Below are 17428 nucleotides of genomic sequence, written 5' to 3'. Positions count from 1 at the left end.
GCGACGCGATGTTTGCGTAAACATCCTGCGCCGGAATCCTCGGCCAATCCCCAGGCCGAGGGGGTCCGTTGAGATGTTTACGCAAACATGGCGGCGCCGGAATCGTGGCATCCGGCACCGCCGTCGTCAAGGTTTCGCGCAGGTGACGTCATGGGCGTCCCGCGGCGGGGCTACGGCTTGATGCCCACCCCGGTCCACAGGCTGACCTTGGCGTCCGTGGGGGCCTCCGCCTCCGACCACTCCTCGGTCACGGGCGCGGGACGCCAGCGGTGCCCGACGGCGATGCCCGGGTCGAGCAGGTCGAGCCCGGTGAAGAAACGCGCGACCTCGTCCCGGCTGCGGACCTTCACCGGTGTCCCGGCCTCCTCGTAGATCGCCGTGACCTTCGCCCAGGGCTCGGGGTCGAAATCGGCGGTGACGTGGCTGATGGCCAGGGCGCTGCCCGAAGGGAGGACCGACACCAGCCGCTCCACGAGACCGTACGGGTCCTGGTCGTCGGTGACGAAGTGCAGAAGGGCGTTCAGGGACAGCGCGATCGGCCGGCCGAAGTCGAGTATCTCGGCCACTTCGGGGGAGGCGAGGAGGGCGTCGGGGTCGTTCACGTCCGCCTGGACGTACGCGGTGCGTCCCTGCTGGGTGCTGCGCATCAGGCGCTCGGCGTACTTCAGGACCAGCGGGTCGTTGTCGGCGTAGACCACCCGGGCCTCGGGCACCACGGACTGAGCGACCTGGTGCAGGTTCGGCTCGGTGGGGATGCCCGTGCCGATGTCGAGCCACTGGCGGATGCCGTGCTCCTGGGCGAGTACGCGGGTGGCGCGGTGCATGAACCCGCGGTTCTCCCGGGCGGCGACGAAGACGCCGGTGAAGACGCCCGAGACCGCCTCGGCCGCCTGCTTGTCGACCTCGAAGTGGTCCTTGCCGCCCAGGTAGTAGTCGTACATGCGGGCGGAGTGCGGCCTGCTGGTGTCGATGTCCCGCGCGGCGTGGGCGTTGGTCATGCTCTCCCTCTCAAGTGGTGTAGGTCGGCGTCTCGGGCAGGTCGCAGCCGGGCCGGCTCCAATTCCCCACGCCCGTGGTCTCGTTCAGCCTGCCATCAGATGGTCGGCCAGTCCCCGCTTGACCCCGTCGACGAACGCGGCCATCTCCTGGGGCGTGTAGATGAGCGCGGGTCCGGCGGGATCGGTCGACTGGCGCAACGCGACGCGCCCGTCGGCGAGTTGCTTCGTCTCCACGCACTGACCCCCGTTGGGACCGCTCCAGGGACACTCCCAGCCCTGCTCGCCGAGGTTCGACGCGGGCATCCCGTTGTAGACCATGTCGTCGGTGGTGGTCATGAGTACTCCTTGCGCATGCGGTTCAAGAGCGCCTTGCTGTCCGCGGACGAGGTCAGCAGCGACATCCTGTTGTGCGCCTCCAGATGGGCCACCACATCGGACCGCTGGTCCAGATACATGGAGGCGGAGAGGATCTCGCTGTAGACGATGTCGGGCAGCTCCGGTTCCTGGAACCGGAAATAGGTGAAGGGTGCGCACGCCCCGACGTGGGCACCCGCCGAGAACGGGACGATGTCGACACTGACGTGGTCCAGTTCCGAGACCTCGAGGAGCCGGTCTATCTGGTCCCGCATGACCGCGGGACCGCCCACCACCCGGTGGAGCACGGCTTCTTCCAGCACCGCCCACAGCGTGGGCGAGTCCGGCCTCTCCAGCAGACTCTGGCGGCGCAGACGTAACTGCACCCGCCGTTCAAGGTCTTCGTCGTTGTCGTTCGGGAAGCCGCCGCTCAGCACGCCTCGCGCGTAGTCGTACGTCTGAAGGAGTCCCGTCACGTAGTGCGGCTCGTAGGTACGCAGGGTCTTGGCGCCGGTCTCCAGGCTCACATAGGCGGTGAACCAGCCCGGGAGCACATCACGGTAGGCGTGCCACCAGCCGGGCTCGTTGGCCCGCTCGGCGAGGGTGACGAACTCGTCGATCTCCTGGCGGTCGGCGCCGTAGGTCTCCAGCAGCTTCTCGACATAGAGCGGTTTGAGGCCGACCTCGGCCTTTTCCAGCCGGCGGATGGTCAGGGGCGTGACCCGCAGGGCCTTCGCGGCGTTGTCCAGGGAGACCCCCGCGTCCTGCCGCCGCTCCTGCAGCCGTCGGCCGAGGATCATGCGGAGAACCGTGGGTGCACCCGCGCCGGTGCTCGACCGAGCTTCGCTCACGCCCAACCTCCTGAGGGACTGTCACCGGCATTAGTCTGACAGCGACTTGCTGATGCCGCCAGACAGAAACGGTCGTTCTGAAATTATCAGGGAGTCGGTTGCAGCTTGAACTGAGCTATGGGCATAGTTACTTGTGTGAGCGATCTAGGCCGCCCACCGGAACCTCCCAAGTCCGGAAGGCCTGTTGCTCACGCCGTGCGTCTCCCGCCTGCGCCCGCCCCCGATGGAAGGCGAACCACCGTGTCCCCCCACACGACTCCCTCCCCGCAGCTTTTAGATGTCGCCAGCCCGGACCTGGCGCACTGGCTGGAACTCCCGGCGCACCGCTCCGGTGTCCGGACCGCCCGGCACGCCATGGGCGCGCAGCTCGCCAAGTGGCGGCTGCCCGAACCGGTCCGTGACGACGCGGTGCTGCTCATCTCCGAGCTGGCCACCAACGGCGTGTGCCACACACCCAGCGCGCGACTCCTGTGCGGTGTCGGGCTCGTCACCGACCGTAGTCTCCGCATCGAGGTCCACGACCACGACTACACGGGCAGCAACCTCTCCAGATGCGAGCCGTGCCTCGACGACGAGAGCGGGCGCGGACTGTTCATCGTGCAGGCGATCGCGGAGACCTGGGGGGTCGACCGGTCGGGACTCACCGGCGGAAAAGCCGTGTGGGCCACACTGTCCACCGGCTACTGACGCCGGACACATGGAGGGGGCGAGGACGCCCGCGGCCTGTTCAGGTGGCCGCGGGCGTCAACTCGGCCAGCAGCAGGGTGCGGTCGTCCGCTCCGGGCGCCGAACACGGGGCCCGCAGCAGCCGGTCGCACAGCGAGGGGAACGGGTCCGGAGCGCCGGGCGGCACGGGCTCGACGGCGGCCGTGTCGAGGGTCCGGGCCAGCCGGGCGATCTCCTGGTCGATGTCGGCGTGCCGCGACTCGACGAGGCCGTCGCTGTACAGGAGGAGCAGGGCCGGTTCGTCGATGGTCAGCACCGTGGCCTCGTAGTTGCCCGTGCCGAGCCCCAGCGGCAGTCCCGCGCTGGCGAGCGTGACCGGTGCGGCCGGTCCGTCCGGGCCGCGCAGCAGCGGCGGCGGATGACCGGCACCGACCAGCGTGCACGAGTGGGCCCGGGCGTCCCACTCGGCGTAGATGCACGTGGCGAAGGACGCGCCCGGCGTGTCGGACGCCAACTCGTCGAGCCTGCGCAGCAGTTCGGCCGGTTCCATGTCGAGCCGTGCCAGCGTCCGCACCGCCGTGCGCAACTGGATCATCGCCACGGCGGACTCGGGGCCATGGCCCATCGCGTCGCCGACCACCAGGCCGACCCGGCCGCCGGGGCGCGGCAGGACGTCGAACCAGTCGCCGCCGATGATGTTCGCCTGGCCGGCCGGGAGATAGCCGTGCGCGATACGGCAGCCGTCGAACGCGCGGGCCGGGTCCGGGAGCAGGCTGGTGCGGATGGCGAGCGCGGTGCGGCGCTCGCGTTCGTAGCGGCGCGCGTTGTCCAGGGCCACACTCGCCCGGGCCGCCAGCGACTCCACGGCGACGGCCTCGCCGGGCAGGAACGGGTCCCGGTCGGGGCCGCGGGTGCAGGCGACGAACCCGACCGTGGCGCCCCGCAGTTGGAGCGGTACGACGAGGAACGACGCCGTCCCCAGCAGATCGTCTATGCGCTTCGCGTCACCGCCCGCGGAGGCCAGCAGCCGCTCCGAGGTGTGCTTGTCCACCGCGTCGAGCAGCTGTGTGTGCCCGCTGGCCAGAGCGCGCGCGTACGGGGTCTCGCGAGGGAACACGACCACCTCGCCGACCGGCAGCACACCGTCCCAGGCCTCCGGCGCCTCCGTGCCCACCCGCACAGCCAGCCTCCGCGCCTCTATCTGCGGCGGATCGGCGGCGGGATACGCGTTCTCCTCCAGCACCCACCGCTCCAGCAGGTACACCGACGCGGCGTCGCAGAACCCGGGTGTCAGCGCGTGCACGACATGGCTGCCGGTCAGCCGCAGGTCGAGCTCGGAGCCGATCACGTCCGCGGCGGGGGCGAAGGCCTGCCTGCGGCGTGGGGGGCCGGCAGGGAGTGCGTCACCGTGGTGACTGCGCGGTTCGTTCCGCAGGGTCGTGCCTTTCAGGGTGGGGGACCGGCCGCGTGGCGTGGGGGAGGCAAGCGGTCTGCCGTGGTTTCGTCGGCAACTATATGATGGCGCGTCAAGGATCTTGGGGCGAGAGGGAGTTGTGGTGCCGAACAGTGGAGGTCTGCCGCAGGGGATCGACCCGGGCAAGGCGAGTGTCGCCCGAATGTACGACGCGATGCTGGGCGGTGAACACAATTTCGCCATAGACCGCGAGGCGCTCGCGGCCTTCACGGCGATCGACCCCCAGGTGCGCACCCTGGCCCGTGCCAACCGCGACTTCCTCGGCCGGGCCGTGCGCTTCCTGATCGCCTCCGGCGTACGGCAGTTCATCGACCTCGGCTCGGGCATCCCCACCCAGGGCAACGTCCACGAGGTCGCCCAGGCCGCCAGCCCCGGAGCGCGCGTGGTCTACGTGGACAACGACCCGGTGGCCGTCGCCCACAGCACCTCCCTCCTCGCCGACAACCCGGACGCGGGCATCGTCGACGGCGACATCCGGCGGCCCTCCGACGTCCTGTCCGCCCCGCAGGTACGGAAGTTGATCGACTTCGAGCAGCCGGTCGCCGTCCTGATGATCACGATCCTGCACTTCGTCGCCCCCGCCGAGGACCCGGCCGGCATCGTCGCCGCCTTCCGCGACGCACTCCCGGGCGGCAGCTGGCTGGCCATGAGCCACGCCACCAACGAGGACCGCCCGGACACCGCCGCGGCCGTGGGCAAGCTCTACAGCTCCAAGGCCACGTCGCCGGTCACCGCCCGTTCCTACGACGAGATCCGCGGCCTGTTCGACGGCTTCGACCTCGTCGAACCCGGCCTGACCTACGTCCCCTTGTGGCGCCCGGACCCGGAGGACGAGATCCCGGAGAAGCCCTCGGAGTACTGGGTCTACGCCGGGGTCGGCCGCAAGAGCGGCTGAACTCGCCCCGCCGGCCGCCGTGTCCGCACAGAAACGAGGCGCGCGCCCGGAAATTGTCCGGATGAGGGGGAGTGAGTCGCGGAAACGGGGGCAGGGGCCTGTTGTCGGTAGTTCCTTCGGACGAATGGGGTGGGCGTTATGGCAGCCGTGACGGCAGCGAAGGCACCGGCCACGGCAGGTCAGCGGACGACGGCAGGGGAGGCGCTTCCGCGGATCGCGCAGCCGTCGAAGGTGAGCCCGAAGGACGCGCGTGAGCTGTCGCGCCAGTTCTTCGACCGGCTGACCTCGCTGGAGGAAGGCACTCACGAGTACCAGTACGTGCGCAACACCCTGATCGAGATGAACCTCTCCCTCGTGCGCTACGCGGCCGCGCGCTTCCGCAGCCGCAGCAACAACGAGATGGAGGACATCGTCCAGGTGGGCACGATCGGACTCATCAAGGCGATCGACCGGTTCGAGCTCTCCCGCCAGGTGGAGTTCACGTCGTTCGCCGTCCCTTACATCGTGGGCGAGATCAAGCGCTTCTTCCGTGACACCAGCTGGGCCGTCCACGTGCCGCGCCGGCTCCAGGAAGCCCGTGTCGAGCTGGCCAAGGCGACCGAGGAACTGCGCTCCCGCCTCGGCCGTACGCCCACCACGCGTGAGCTGTCCGAGCTGATGTGCCTCTCCGAGGAAGAGGTCATCGAGGCCCGCAAGGCGTCCAACGGCTACACCTCCTCCTCGCTCGACGCGGCGCTCAGCTCCGACGCGGGCGCCGAGGGCGAGACCGTACTGGCCGACGTCATCGGCGAGGACGACCCGGGCATGGAACTGGTCGACGACCTCCACTCCCTGGCCCCGCTGATCGCCCAACTCGACGAGCGCGAGCGGCAGATCATCCACATGCGCTACGTCGAGGAGCGCACCCAGGCCGAGATCGGCGAGGAACTCGGCATCTCCCAGATGCACGTCTCCCGGCTCATCAGCCGGATGCTCCGCCGCCTCCGCGCGGGGCTGCTCGACCCCTCGGTCGCCTGACGTACCGATCGGGCCGAATGTCCCCCACCGTCCGGGCTGTTGGAGATTTCACCCTCCCCGGATGTCCGTTCTGCGGCACTCTCGTACTGTGGCCGGGCCGGCACCTCAGGTGCGGGCCCGGCCGTAGCGGGGTTTCCGGAAGGGGGAGTTGTGGCGTGGCGGAGTGAGGAGTTCGGGGAGTCCCACGAGGGCATCGTGGGGGCGGTCCTCGCCGACGGCAGTGAGCCGAAGCCGGTCTATCTCGATGTGGGCAGCTGCGGCTTCGAGACACGCGAATGGTGGGCGTACAACGGCTGGCTGGGCCGGCCCAGGGCGACGGCCCGGCGGGCGTCCTGCGCGTGCGGCTGGCGCGGGGCGAACCATCCCATCGACTGGGAGCAGGTCGACGACCACGACCTCGACGACCTGGACACCTCCGACGCCTACGACGACTGGTGGGAACACATCCACGCGGTCGAGCGGCGCACGATCCCGCTCCCCGAGGAACTCTCCGGTCTGATGGAACAGTTGGAGGAACGCCTCGACGCGCTCGCCGAGACCGCCCCGGTCGCCGCGCTGAAGGCGGTGGCCATGCTGGAGCGCATGACAGGGCGGGTCGGCAAGGAGGCCGCGTACGGGGCGCAGGCCGACGACGTGTCCGGCGAGGCTCTCGGCAAGGCGCTCGGGCTGAGCGTGGACAGCGCGCGGGAGCGGCTCGACCGGCACCTCCGCGCCAGTCGCTGACAGTGCCCGCGACGGACGGCGGCCACGGCTGCCGGGGCCGGCCGTGCCCCCGGTGCCGTGCCGCCGTGGCACCCAGCGCCCGTGCCAGACTGGACGTACCGCTCACTCCTGTTCCCGCACTTCACCGAGGTTGTCCGTGACCAAGCCCCCGGCCCGTGTCCCCCAGCGCAGCAACGCGCGGTCCAACCGGGAACGCATCCTGGCCACGGCCCGCCGGGAGCTCGGCCGGAACCCCGACATCACCCTGGAAGAGCTCGCACGCGCCTCCGGTGTCGTACGGCGCACGCTGTTCGGGCACTTCCCCGGCCGGGAGGCGCTGCTGGACGCGCTGGCCGAGGAGGCGTCGGAGGCGCTCCGGGCCGCGCTGCCCGCCGAGCGGGAGCCGTCGGGTGCGGAGTCGGCCGAGCGGTCGTACGCGCGGTTCCTGCTGTCGATGTGGACCGTGGGCGACCGCTACCGGCTGCTTCTCGCGCTGGCCCGGCGCGACCTGGGCATGGAGCGTGTCACCGAGATCCTGGCACCGGCGCGCGGTGCGGCGACGACCATCCTGGACCGGGGGCAGCGCGAGGGCGTCTTCCACACCCAGCTGTCGGCCGCCGTGCTGAGTGCCGGACTCGAAGCCATGGCGATCGCCCTGCTCGAAGCGGTCAACTCCGGTCAGCTGGAGGACGACGGGACCCAGGCCGCGGTCGCCTCGCTGATCGCGGCCGGTGTGCCGGAGAAGCAGGCGCGGACCGTGGTGGACGAGGTCGCGTCGGCGGCCCGGGCCGCTGCGGACGGCTGACCGTCAGGCGTCGCCGTACGACGAGTCGGTCCGTGCGGTGTCGTCGGCGCGGAAGGTGACCGATTCTCCCGACAGCCGGGCGCTGAGCCCGCTGTCCGTCACGGTGATCGAGCGCAGGGCGAGCCCCTGCGGGATGTTCCGGAGCTGGATCGGCCGCGCGAAGGCCCCGCTGAGCGCGGCTCGCGCCAGTTCCGGCACCGGGCCGCCCGTGACCTGGAAGTCCTTGAAGGCGATGCGGTTGCCGGGGAGCACCGAGACGGCCGTCGTCACGGTGATGGGGTCGCCGATGGGGAGGGCGACGGTCGCGCGGACCTGGTCGGGGCGGTTGCCCCGGGAGATCGTCGGGCCCAGGGCGGCGGAGAGGTCCGGGTAGGACAGCAGGGCGGTGGCCTCCGCCGAGTGGGCCCGTGCCTCCGAGTCGTCGTCCGACTTCCTCAAGTCTGTGAGCCGCAGCGAGAGTTCACTCAACGGCAGCGCGCCGGTGCTGTGGCTCGCCGGTATGTCGTGCGCGGTGATGTCCACGTGCCGCAGGGTGCCGGAGGCCAGCTGGGTCAGCACGGGGAAGCCCCGTACGTGGACGTCCGGCGCCGAGGGTGTGTGCATGCCCGCCTGGAACGCCGTGGCCGTACGGGACTCGACCCGAGCCGTCGCGAGGCGGTCGGCGGCCACGGGCACGAGCAGCAGCGCGAGCAGTGAGCCGACGGCGACGGCGACCGGTCGGCGGCTCCTCCGGGGCGGGTCGTGCGCGTCCGAGGACTCGTAGGGCTCGTAGGACTCGTGCATCTCGTGAGGCTCGTACATGGGTCTCTTTCTTCGAGGTGGTCGCCGGTGGCGAACCGCGTCGGCCGGGTGATCGCAGCGGCATAGTTGCACGTCTGTGGGCAATAAACTAGTCTGCACATCAGTGAGCAATTAACCCTGCCCAGGAGTCTCCGATGCCGCTCGTCGCCACCACACCCGTCGACAAGATGACCGGGCCGTACACACGGCGCTGGTCCGCCCTGATCGTGCTCTGTCTGAGCCTGTTGATCGTGGTCATGGCGAACACCTCGCTGATCGTGGCCGCCCCCGACATGACCACCGACCTGGGCCTGAGCAGCAGCGATCTGCAATGGGTCATCGACGGCTACACCGTCCCGTACGCCGCGCTGATGCTCGTGCTGGGCGCGGTCGGCGACAAATACAGCCGGCGCGGCGCGCTCCTCACCGGGCTGGTGGTCTTCGCCGCGGGATCGGTGATGGGGAGCCTGGTCCACGAGACCGGGTTGGTCATCGCGGCCCGCGCCGTCATGGGGGTGGGCGCGGCGGTGGTCATGCCGGCCACGCTCTCCCTGCTGGTCGCGATCTTCCCGAAGCGCGAGCGGGCGCGGGCCATCACGGCCTGGACCGCGACCTCCGGCCTCGCCATCGCCGTCGGCCCGCTGGTCGCGGGCTGGCTGCTGGAGGACCACGCCTGGGGCTCCACGTTCCTGATCAACGTCCCCATCGCGCTTCTCGCCGTGGTCGGCGCGCTGGTCCTCGTGCCGCCGTCCAAGGCGGAGGGGATGGGTCGCATCGACTACATGGGCGGTCTGCTCTCGATCGTCTCGGTCGGCAGCCTCGTCTACGCGCTCATCGAAGGCCCGCACTTCGGCTGGGACGCGGGTCCGGTCATCGCGGCCGTCGTCGCCGCCGTCGGTCTACCGGCCTTCGTGGCCTGGGAGTTGCGCCACCCGCACCCGATGCTCGACGTCCGCAAGTTCACGCAGCGTGCCTTCAGCGGCTCGATGCTGGCGGTCCTGTTCTTCTTCTTCGGCACCTACGGCGCGATCTACTACGCCACCCAGTTCCTGCAATTCGTCCTCGGCTACAGCGCCCTGGAGACCGGCGTACGACTGCTGCCGCTGGCCGCCGCCGTGTCCCTCGGCGCCGCCGTCACCGGGCGGCTGACGCCCAAGCTGGGCGTGAAGCCGATGGTGGTGACCGGCATGGCGATCGGCACCGTGGGCGTCTTCCTGCTCACCCTCGTCGACAAGACCTCCACCTACGGCGACTTCCTGCCGATGCTGCTGCTGCTCGGCTTCGCGATCGGGCTCAGCGTCTCCCCGGCCACGGACACCATCATGGGCTCCTTCCCGGAGAGCGAACTCGGCGTGGGCGGCGGCGCCAACGACACCGCGCTGGAACTCGGCGGCTCCCTCGGCATCGCCATCCTCGGCTCGCTGCTGGGCACCACCTACAAGGACAAGCTGACCGACCTGGCCGGCGCCCATCTCCCCGCCGCCGCGCTGGACACCGCGAAGGACTCGGTCGGCGGCGGCCTCGCGGTCGCCCAGCAGATCGCGAAGACGCCCTCCGCCGGACCGCAGCAGGCGCAGGCCCTGGTCGACGCCGTGCACGAGGCCTTCGCCCACGGGGTGGCGCGGACCAGCCTCGTCGGGGGGATCATCATGGCTGTCGGCACCCTGATCGTCCTAGCGGTCCTGCCCGGCCGCCGCACCACCGCCGAGCCCGGACCGCAGGCGACGGAGACCAGCCGCGACCAGGAGCACGCCGACTCCGTCTAGAACTCCCGCGCGGTGGCGGCCGGGTGAGCGGAGTCCGCCGGGGGCGCACGCCGGGCGGTCGGATCATCGTGGATAAACTGGAACAGTTCCGCCTCGGCGCCCGCTCCCTCGCCCGCTCGGAGAACACCGTCCCCGCGACGAGCGGCGCCGGAATCCCCGACGACTGAACGTCCCTGCCCGCTCGTGGGCAGCCGTCCAGGGGTGCCCGGTCGGATGCCGTTCCCGCCCACCTGACGGAGACCGACGGTCCTGCCTGTGAACACCCCGGACGCCACCGCCCCCCTCGCCGAACCGACCGCCCGCCGCGCCCGGCGCTGGGTGCGGCCCGTGGTGATCACGGTCCTGCTCGCGCTGTTCGGCACCGAACTGGTCCTGGGCTGGCCCTCGTTGGCCTCCGCCCTGTCCCAGCTGCGCGCGCCCCGGCTGAACTGGTTCGCCGTCGCGCTCGTCGCCGAGGTGGCCGCCATGGGCTGCTACGCGCGCATGCAGCGCCGACTGCTCCGCTCGGCCGGGGTGATCGTGCCGATCCAGAAGCACGTCGCCCTCGCCTACGCCGCCCACTCGCTCAGCGTCACCCTGCCCGGCGGGCCCGCCTTCTCCACGCACTTCAACTACCAGCAGATGCGCCGCTTCGGAGCCACGCCGGCCATCGCCTCCTGGTGCATCGCGCTCTCCGGCATCCTCTCGGCGGCGGCGCTGGCCGTCGTCACCGCGATCTCCGCGATCGTCTCCGACGGCAGCCTGCAATGGCACAGCCTCGTCACCCTCGGCCTGGCCGTGGTCCTGCTGACCGTCGGCATCCGGCGCATCACCCGCCACCCCGAGAAGGTCGAACCGGCCACCCGCGCCGCGCTGGCCCGGGTCAACCGGCTGCGGCACGTGCCCGAGACCCAGGGCCTGGACCGCATCCGCGGCTTCGTCGAGCAACTCCGCACCGCCCGGCTCGAACCCTGGCACGCCGTCGCCGCCGCCGTGTTCGCCGTACTCAACTGGCTCCTCGACGCGGGCTGCCTGTGGCTGTGCTTCCACGCCATCAGCGACACCCGGATCAGCAGCGCCCAGCTGCTGCTCGCCTTCTGCGCGGGCATGGCCGCCGGGACCCTCACGATCATCCCCGGCGGCCTCGGCCTCATCGACAGCGCGCTGATCCTCGGACTGGTCACGGGCGGTGTCGCGACCAGCACCGCGATCGCCGCGGTCGTGCTCTACCGGATCATCAGCTTCGGGTTCATCATCGGCGTCGGCTGGATAACGTGGCTCGTCATCCGCCGCCACAACCGCCGGGAACCCGCGGTCTAGCGGGCCGCTCCTCAGGCCCGCGCGCCGCCGTCGACCCGCAGGACCGTGCCGGTCACGAAGGACGCGCGGTCGCTGAGCAGCCAGGCCGCCGCCTGCGCGATCTCGTCGGGGACCGCCGCCCGGCGCAGCGGGGTGTGCGCCGTGAGCCGGTCCTGGAGCCCGGGGGACTCCGCCTCCCAGGCCTGGATCATCTCGGTGAGGGTGTTGCCGGGGGCGATGGCGTTGACGCGGATGCCCTCGGGGCCGTAGGTGACGGCGGCGGACTCGGTGAGGCTGTTGACCGCGCGCTTCATCGCGCCGTAGGCGGGCAGCTCGGGGTTGCCCATCAGGCTGCCGACGGAGGAGTTGTTGACGATGGCGCCGGTCTTGGCGGTGGCGCGGATGGCGGCGACCTGGGCGATCATGGCGAGCCAGACGCCCCTGAGGTTCACGTCGTAGACCTGGTCGAACTCGCCCTCGGTCAACTCGTCCATCGGACCCGGGCGTTGGATCGTGGCGCCGTTGTTGAAGGCCACGTCGAGGCGGCCGTACAGGTCCACGGTCCGGTCGACGGCGGCGCGGACACTGGTCGCGTCGGCCAGGTCGCAGACGACGTAGTCGGCGGTGCCGCCCGCCTCGCGGATCTCCTCGGTGACCGCCTTCAGCTGGGCCTCCGTACGGGCCGCGAGCAGTATCTGGGCGCCTTCCCGGGCGAACAGCCGCGCCGCCGCCGCGCCGATTCCGCGCCCGGCGCCGGTGACGAAGGCGACCTTGCCGGAGAGCAGGCCGAGGGAGGGGGAAGTGGGTGTGTTGGTCATGGCACCGAGCCTGCGCCGACCGGTGATGCCGATCCAGGCACCGGCAGTACCTGGATGCACGCGCCGGCATCTGTACACACTGGGGGAGTGGACCGACGAGAACTTGGCGACTTCCTGCGCAGCAGACGTGAGCGGATCACCCCCGCCGAGGTGGGGCTGCCCGCGGGACCGCGCCGCCGTACCCCTGGCCTGCGCCGCGAGGAGGCGGCCCAGCTGGCGTTCATCTCGACCGAGTACTACACCCGGCTGGAGCAGGCACGCGGCCCGCACCCGTCGCGCGAGGTACTGGCCGGGCTGGCCCGCGCCCTGCGGCTGACGGACGCCGAGCGCGACCACCTCCACCATCTCGCGGGGGTACCGCCGGGGCCGCCGCCCGGTCCCTCGCGCGAGGTCCGGCAGAGCCTCCTCGACCTGGTGCACCGGCTGCCGCAGGCCGCCGCGTTCGTGGTGTCCGCGACACACGAGGTGATCGCCTGGAACGATCTGGCCGCCGCCCTCATGGAGGACTTCTCGGCCCTGTCGAGGCGCGACCGCAATCTCGTGCGCCGTGTCTTCCTCGGACCGCACCAGCCGGGACGGCGGCTGTACGGCGTGTCCGACGCCGACGAGTTCGCCCGTCGCGCCGCCCAGGACCTGCGCGCCGCCGCCGCCCGCTACCCGGACGACCCGGAGCTGACCGAGCTGGTGGCCGAACTCCTCGCCGGAAGCGAGCAGTTCGCCGAACTGTGGAACTCCCACGACGTGGCCGCCGCGCACACCCTTTCCAAGACCTTCGAACATCCGATGGTCGGCCCGGTCACCGTCAACTGCGACGTCCTCGACATCCCCGACCGCGACCAGCGGGTCGTGATCTACACGACCGTCCCCGGCTCACCGTCCGAGAGTGCCCTGCGACTGCTGTCGGTCATCGGCACCCAGAGCATGGACGTCACCCCCTGACGACGGTCAGCCCTGGGCGCGGCGGCGGGACCGTCAGGCCCCCACTGTCCTGGCAGTGAACCCGACCGTACACTGACAAGTCACGGTAACGGGGGCATTGTTGAACGGGGGGAGAAGCATGTCCGGGGATCAGTACGGGTCTGTCCAGGGGTTCGTCGTGCCACCGATGCCGTCGTCCCCGCCACCCGCGCCGCCCGACCGGCTCAGATCCGTGGCGGTCGGCCTCCTCAACCTCAGTGGTCTCGGGCTCGGTTACGCCCTGATGCGCCGCTGGCTGCTCATGGCCGTGTGCTGGGTCGCGACCATCGTGCTCCTCCTGGTGGCCCTGCCCGCCGACCCGGACGGCGTCTCCGGCGTCCTCGTCACCCTGTACGTCGTCTTCCTCGTACTCGCCGCCGTCCATGGCGCGTTGACCGGCCTGCGCACCCGCCTGGCCTGGCCCGCGCCGATGGCGGTCGCCGTCCTCCTGGGCCTGGTCCTGCTCGCCGTGCCGGCCGGGGGAGTCGTTCTCTACGACGACGCCCGCGACGAGGCGACCCAGCAGATGCTGCTCGACCGGCTGGACAAGGCCGACCAACTCGTCGCGGATTCGGGGCGGTTGCCGTTCTCGGCGGCCGAACCGCGCTACCACCAGGCGCTGGTGGTCTACGACGACCTCAGCACCGACCACTCCGGTTCGCGGGCGGCCGATCGCGTGCCCGACCGGATGAAGACGTTCTACACGACGGTCGCCGACGCCTACGCGCAGAAGAACTACTGTGACGCGATACCCCCGTTGAAGTACCTGCGGACGGTCCCCGGCACCATCGGCAAGAAGGAACTGGGCACCCTGACCACCTGGCCGGACGACCGGCTGGCCACCTCGCTGTACGAGTGCGCGTCCACCGGGCTGGCCGCCCAGGGCGCCGACTGGCCGGGGAACTTCGCTGATCTGCTGACCCTGTTCCCGGACTCGTCCCAGGCGAAGCAGGTCGAACCCGCCGTCAAGTCGGCCGTGGACAAGGCGGTCGACGGAGTGCGCGGCAGCCAACCCTGCACAGCCGTCCAGCAGTTGACGACGCTCGCCGGACAGATCGACACCCTTCAGGGCCAGCAGGCGGGCGCGGGCGACGCGCTCGGCGCGGACGCGCGACGGGCGAGCAGCCACGCCGACTCCGGTGCGTACCAGTGCGGTGTCTTCGAGTACAAGGACGGCGACTTCGACTCGGCGCTCAGCACGATGAACGACTTCGTGAAGAAGAACACCCACGACAAGAACCGGGCCCGCGCCAAGAAGATCGCCATCGCCGCCGAGGTGGCGAAGACGGTCCCGGCCGCGGGCAAGAAGCTCCCGACGACCGCGTCCGGCGGCAGCATCTCCGTCACCGTCAAGAACGACAGCCCGGACGACATCACCGTCCTGTACACCGGGCCGGTGACCGGCAGCTTCACCCTGAAGGGCTGCGGGAGCTGCACGTCGTACTCCCTCACCACCACGCTCCTGAAGGGGTTCAAGCCGTGCAGCTCCGGCAAGAGCTACCCGCAGAAGACGATCAGCCTGCCGACCGGCACGACGTACTTCGTGCACCGTCCCGACAGCTCCACCGCGACGCCGGCCTCGGACACGGCCACGCTCAGGTCGGGCTACATCTACACGGAATGCGCCTACAGCACGGGTGCGTTCGGCACCGGATGACCTTACGGTGCTGGTGAGTTGAGGGCGGCGGGCGTCCCGGCACTTCGGTGGCGGGACGCCCGCCTCTTGCTCGGAGCAGGGTGCCGGGGCTGAGCGCGGGCAGGGCGTTGACGCGGCGGACGCCGGGGCGAGGCACGGAACCGCTGCCGGGCTGAGCCGGGTTGTACCGCCCGCACCCGGACACCCGCTCCCCACCGGCCGGAACAACCGTGCGCCCGCAGGGTGGGGCGGGTGCGGCATGAGGCCCCCGGCCAGGGACAATCGGTGCCATGACGGACGGTACGGACGGTAGGGGCGACCCCGAGGGCCGCTTGGCCAGGGTCGAGCGGCTGCTGGAGGACGGCGGGCGGGGTGTGGTGCCCGCGTGGCGCCGGGTGACACGCGGCGAGACACGGTGGGCGGTGTCCGCCGTGATCCTGGTGGCGGTCGTCCTTCAGCTGATGCTGCCGCACCGGCTCGCCTTCCAGCCGTACTGGCTGCTGCCCTCCCTCGAACTCGTCCTGATGGTCGGCCTGTTCGCGGCCAATCCCCGGCGGATCGACCCCGGCAAACGGTGGCTGCGCTGGCCGGGCCTCGTCCTGATGGGTGTGATCAGCCTGGCGAACGGGTGGGCGGCGGTCCGGCTGGTGATGGGCCTGGTCCGGGGCACGGAGAAGCTGGCGGCCGGCCCGCTGCTGCTGACCGGGGGTGCCATCTGGCTGACGAACGTCATCGTGTTCGCCCTGTGGTACTGGGAGTGGGACCGGGGCGGCCCGATGGCCCGCGTCATGGGACAACGCCGGTACGCCGACTTCCTCTTCGTCCAGATGCAGAGCCCGGAGACCGCGCCACCGGACTGGGAACCGGCGTTCCTGGACTACCTGTACCTGTCCTTCACCAACTCCACAGCCTTCAGCCCGACCGACGTGATGCCCCTCTCGCGCTGGGCCAAGATGCTGATGATGCTCCAGTCGTCGGTATCCCTGGTGACCGTCGTCCTGGTGGTCGCACGGGCCGTCAACATCTTTGGCTAGCGTCCGCCCCGCCACGCTCCCGGCAACGGACGGCGACGCCGAGTACGACCTTCACCTCAAGGCCTACTCGACGTCGCAGTCCGTGTCCTGCTGGTCCCGCCGGATCAGCAGGAGCCCTCGTCCTGCCACGGGCCCCACTGGGAGGCACCGGGCACCTCGTTCTGGGTCCACCACTTGGCGACCCAGTTGTGGTTGCCGTACGACACCTCGTTGCCCTGGGTGTAGACGGCCGTGGAGCTCCACGCCGTCTTGCATGTGCCCGGGGTGGGCGTCGGGGTCGGGGTCGGTGTGGGGGTCCCGGTCGGCGGGGTCACGCCCGCGAACTGCACCGAGTACTTCGCGAAGTCCCACGGGTTCTGCGCCACGCTGGAGCAGGTCCCGGACGTCGTACCGCCGTTGTCGACCGGGCTGCACTGCCGGTCGCGGTTGAGCGACCAGAACGTGAAGCGGTCCATGTTGTGGCTGGTGGCGTAGTTCAGGACGGTCTGGAAGTCCGCCTGGGTGAAGTACTCGCCGGTGTCGCTGCGGCCGTTCATGCCCGAGAAGCCCTCGTGGGCGTACGCGGTCGCCTGGTCCCAGCCGAACGTGGACTGGAGGATGGAGTTGAAGTTGGTGAGCGCGCTGGTCTGCGAGGCCGCGCCGTTGAAGCCGCCGTCGAACGGCATGATGGAGAAGTTGTTCGGCGTGAAGCCCTGCGACTTCGCCTCCAGCAGCATCTGCTTGCCGAACCAGCCGGTGCCGTCCGCCGTGCCGGCCGTGGTGACGGAGACGTACAGGCCCGGGTTGTTCGCCTGGAGGATCTTGGCGGCGCCGATCTCGTTGTGGATGGCCGCGGTGTTCTCGTACTCCGGCTCCTCCAGGTCGAAGTCGATCGCGTGCAGGCCGTACTTGGTGATCACCTGCTGGTACGCCGCCGCCGTCGAGGCCGGGTCGGCGCAGCTCTGGCCGAGCTTGGTGCCGCCGTAGCCGCCGATGGAGACGGAGACGTCGCCGCCCTTGGCGCGGATCGTGTTGATGACCGACTGGACGGCGGTGTCCGAGGAGACCGGCGAGGTGCCGCCCCAGGTGGGGGAGCAGCCGCCGCCGTTGGGGGCGAGGACGAAGGCGAGCTGGAAGGCCTTGAGGCCGGTGGCGTCCATGATGGCGCCCGCGTCCGGCGGGTTGTTGTCCGTCGGCATCAGATAGGGGGCCGCGGCGTACCAGCGGTTGCTCAGCGCGGTGGCCGCGTTGGTCGCGCCCTGGGCGTTGGTCGCGACCAGCGCGGTCGTGCCCGCGGCGGCTGTCGTCACGGCGGCCGCCGCGACCAGACATGTGCGAAGACGTGTCACGTTGTGCCTCCGGTGGGGATGGGGGAGGCGCCCAGCTTCTGGCGCTGTCGCGACCACGTCAATGGATTG

At 70.7% G+C, this 17428-nt stretch carries 17 protein-coding genes; 10 read left to right on the top strand and 7 right to left on the bottom strand.

The annotated features are described in order from the left end of the window. Positions 1 to 170 precede the first annotated feature (170 nt). From ACIRB1_RS15840 to ACIRB1_RS15830, 3 genes are all read right to left on the bottom strand, one after another. A complete protein-coding gene (locus tag ACIRB1_RS15840) occupies positions 171 to 998 on the bottom strand; it encodes an SAM-dependent methyltransferase (protein WP_352181560.1) in 828 nt (275 codons plus the stop codon). 84 nt (positions 999 to 1082) lie between these two features. Further along, on the bottom strand, positions 1083 to 1334 hold the full coding sequence (locus ACIRB1_RS15835) for a DUF397 domain-containing protein (RefSeq protein ID WP_352181561.1): 252 nt from the start codon (positions 1332 to 1334) through the stop codon (positions 1083 to 1085). Beyond that, positions 1331 to 2203 carry a helix-turn-helix transcriptional regulator gene (locus ACIRB1_RS15830; RefSeq protein WP_352181562.1) on the bottom strand — a complete coding sequence of 291 codons (873 nt, stop codon included), beginning with the start codon at positions 2201 to 2203 and terminating at the stop codon, positions 1331 to 1333. Before ACIRB1_RS15830 ends, ACIRB1_RS15835 begins: the two co-directional genes overlap by 4 nt. A gap of 240 nt (positions 2204 to 2443) precedes the next feature. Between ACIRB1_RS15830 and ACIRB1_RS15825 the strand changes: the two genes are divergently transcribed. Continuing rightward, positions 2444 to 2890, top strand: coding sequence for an ATP-binding protein (locus ACIRB1_RS15825; protein ID WP_266775233.1), 447 nt, complete (start codon positions 2444 to 2446; stop codon positions 2888 to 2890). A 40-nt stretch (positions 2891 to 2930) separates the two neighbouring features. On the opposite strand, the gene ACIRB1_RS15820 is transcribed toward ACIRB1_RS15825, so the two are convergent. Next, complete coding sequence (locus ACIRB1_RS15820) at positions 2931 to 4217, bottom strand: PP2C family protein-serine/threonine phosphatase (protein ID WP_403465934.1); 1287 nt, start codon at positions 4215 to 4217, stop codon at positions 2931 to 2933. Positions 4218 to 4422: 205 nt separating this feature from the next. On the opposite strand from ACIRB1_RS15820, the gene ACIRB1_RS15815 reads away from it, so the two are divergent. From ACIRB1_RS15815 to ACIRB1_RS15800, 4 genes are all read left to right on the top strand, one after another. Next, positions 4423 to 5238, top strand: a complete 816-nt coding sequence (locus tag ACIRB1_RS15815) for an SAM-dependent methyltransferase (protein WP_403465933.1) — start codon at positions 4423 to 4425, stop codon at positions 5236 to 5238. 138 nt (positions 5239 to 5376) lie between these two features. Continuing rightward, the gene (locus ACIRB1_RS15810) at positions 5377 to 6255 is read left to right on the top strand and encodes a SigB/SigF/SigG family RNA polymerase sigma factor (RefSeq protein WP_352181566.1); all 879 of its coding nucleotides are present in this window, start codon (positions 5377 to 5379) and stop codon (positions 6253 to 6255) included. 150 nt (positions 6256 to 6405) lie between these two features. After that, the gene (locus tag ACIRB1_RS15805) at positions 6406 to 6978 is read left to right on the top strand and encodes a hypothetical protein (protein ID WP_403465932.1); all 573 of its coding nucleotides are present in this window, start codon (positions 6406 to 6408) and stop codon (positions 6976 to 6978) included. Between the two features lie 136 nt (positions 6979 to 7114). After that, positions 7115 to 7762, top strand: a complete 648-nt coding sequence (locus tag ACIRB1_RS15800) for a TetR/AcrR family transcriptional regulator (protein WP_352181568.1) — start codon at positions 7115 to 7117, stop codon at positions 7760 to 7762. 3 nt (positions 7763 to 7765) lie between these two features. Here the strand turns inward: ACIRB1_RS15800 and ACIRB1_RS15795 are convergent, their stop codons facing one another. Then, complete coding sequence (locus ACIRB1_RS15795) at positions 7766 to 8563, bottom strand: DUF2993 domain-containing protein (RefSeq protein ID WP_352181569.1); 798 nt, start codon at positions 8561 to 8563, stop codon at positions 7766 to 7768. A gap of 134 nt (positions 8564 to 8697) precedes the next feature. Between ACIRB1_RS15795 and ACIRB1_RS15790 the strand changes: the two genes are divergently transcribed. Together ACIRB1_RS15790 and ACIRB1_RS15785 are read left to right on the top strand one after the other, a co-directional pair. Further along, positions 8698 to 10308 (top strand): MFS transporter, encoded by a 1611-nt coding sequence (locus tag ACIRB1_RS15790; RefSeq protein ID WP_352181570.1) that lies wholly within the window; start codon positions 8698 to 8700, stop codon positions 10306 to 10308. A gap of 255 nt (positions 10309 to 10563) precedes the next feature. Beyond that, positions 10564 to 11607 (top strand): YbhN family protein, encoded by a 1044-nt coding sequence (locus ACIRB1_RS15785; RefSeq protein ID WP_403465931.1) that lies wholly within the window; start codon positions 10564 to 10566, stop codon positions 11605 to 11607. Positions 11608 to 11618: 11 nt separating this feature from the next. Here ACIRB1_RS15785 and ACIRB1_RS15780 read toward each other — a convergent pair whose 3' ends face one another. After that, positions 11619 to 12404, bottom strand: a complete 786-nt coding sequence (locus ACIRB1_RS15780; protein ID WP_403465930.1) for an SDR family NAD(P)-dependent oxidoreductase — start codon at positions 12402 to 12404, stop codon at positions 11619 to 11621. A gap of 87 nt (positions 12405 to 12491) precedes the next feature. On the opposite strand from ACIRB1_RS15780, the gene ACIRB1_RS15775 reads away from it, so the two are divergent. From ACIRB1_RS15775 to ACIRB1_RS15765, 3 genes are all read left to right on the top strand, one after another. Next, positions 12492 to 13343, top strand: a complete 852-nt coding sequence (locus tag ACIRB1_RS15775; protein ID WP_403465929.1) for a helix-turn-helix transcriptional regulator — start codon at positions 12492 to 12494, stop codon at positions 13341 to 13343. Between the two features lie 118 nt (positions 13344 to 13461). Then, positions 13462 to 15018, top strand: coding sequence for a hypothetical protein (locus tag ACIRB1_RS15770; RefSeq protein ID WP_403465928.1), 1557 nt, complete (start codon positions 13462 to 13464; stop codon positions 15016 to 15018). 269 nt (positions 15019 to 15287) lie between these two features. Further along, positions 15288 to 16031 (top strand): hypothetical protein, encoded by a 744-nt coding sequence (locus ACIRB1_RS15765; protein ID WP_352181575.1) that lies wholly within the window; start codon positions 15288 to 15290, stop codon positions 16029 to 16031. A gap of 104 nt (positions 16032 to 16135) precedes the next feature. On the opposite strand, the gene ACIRB1_RS15760 is transcribed toward ACIRB1_RS15765, so the two are convergent. After that, positions 16136 to 17359, bottom strand: coding sequence for a chitinase (locus ACIRB1_RS15760; protein ID WP_403465927.1), 1224 nt, complete (start codon positions 17357 to 17359; stop codon positions 16136 to 16138). Positions 17360 to 17428: the final 69 nt, after the last annotated feature.

The organism is Streptomyces sp. NPDC096013, from assembly GCF_044763565.1.
Classification (GTDB): domain Bacteria; phylum Actinomycetota; class Actinomycetes; order Streptomycetales; family Streptomycetaceae; genus Streptomyces.
This window is presented reverse-complemented; position numbering and strand designations above follow the sequence as displayed.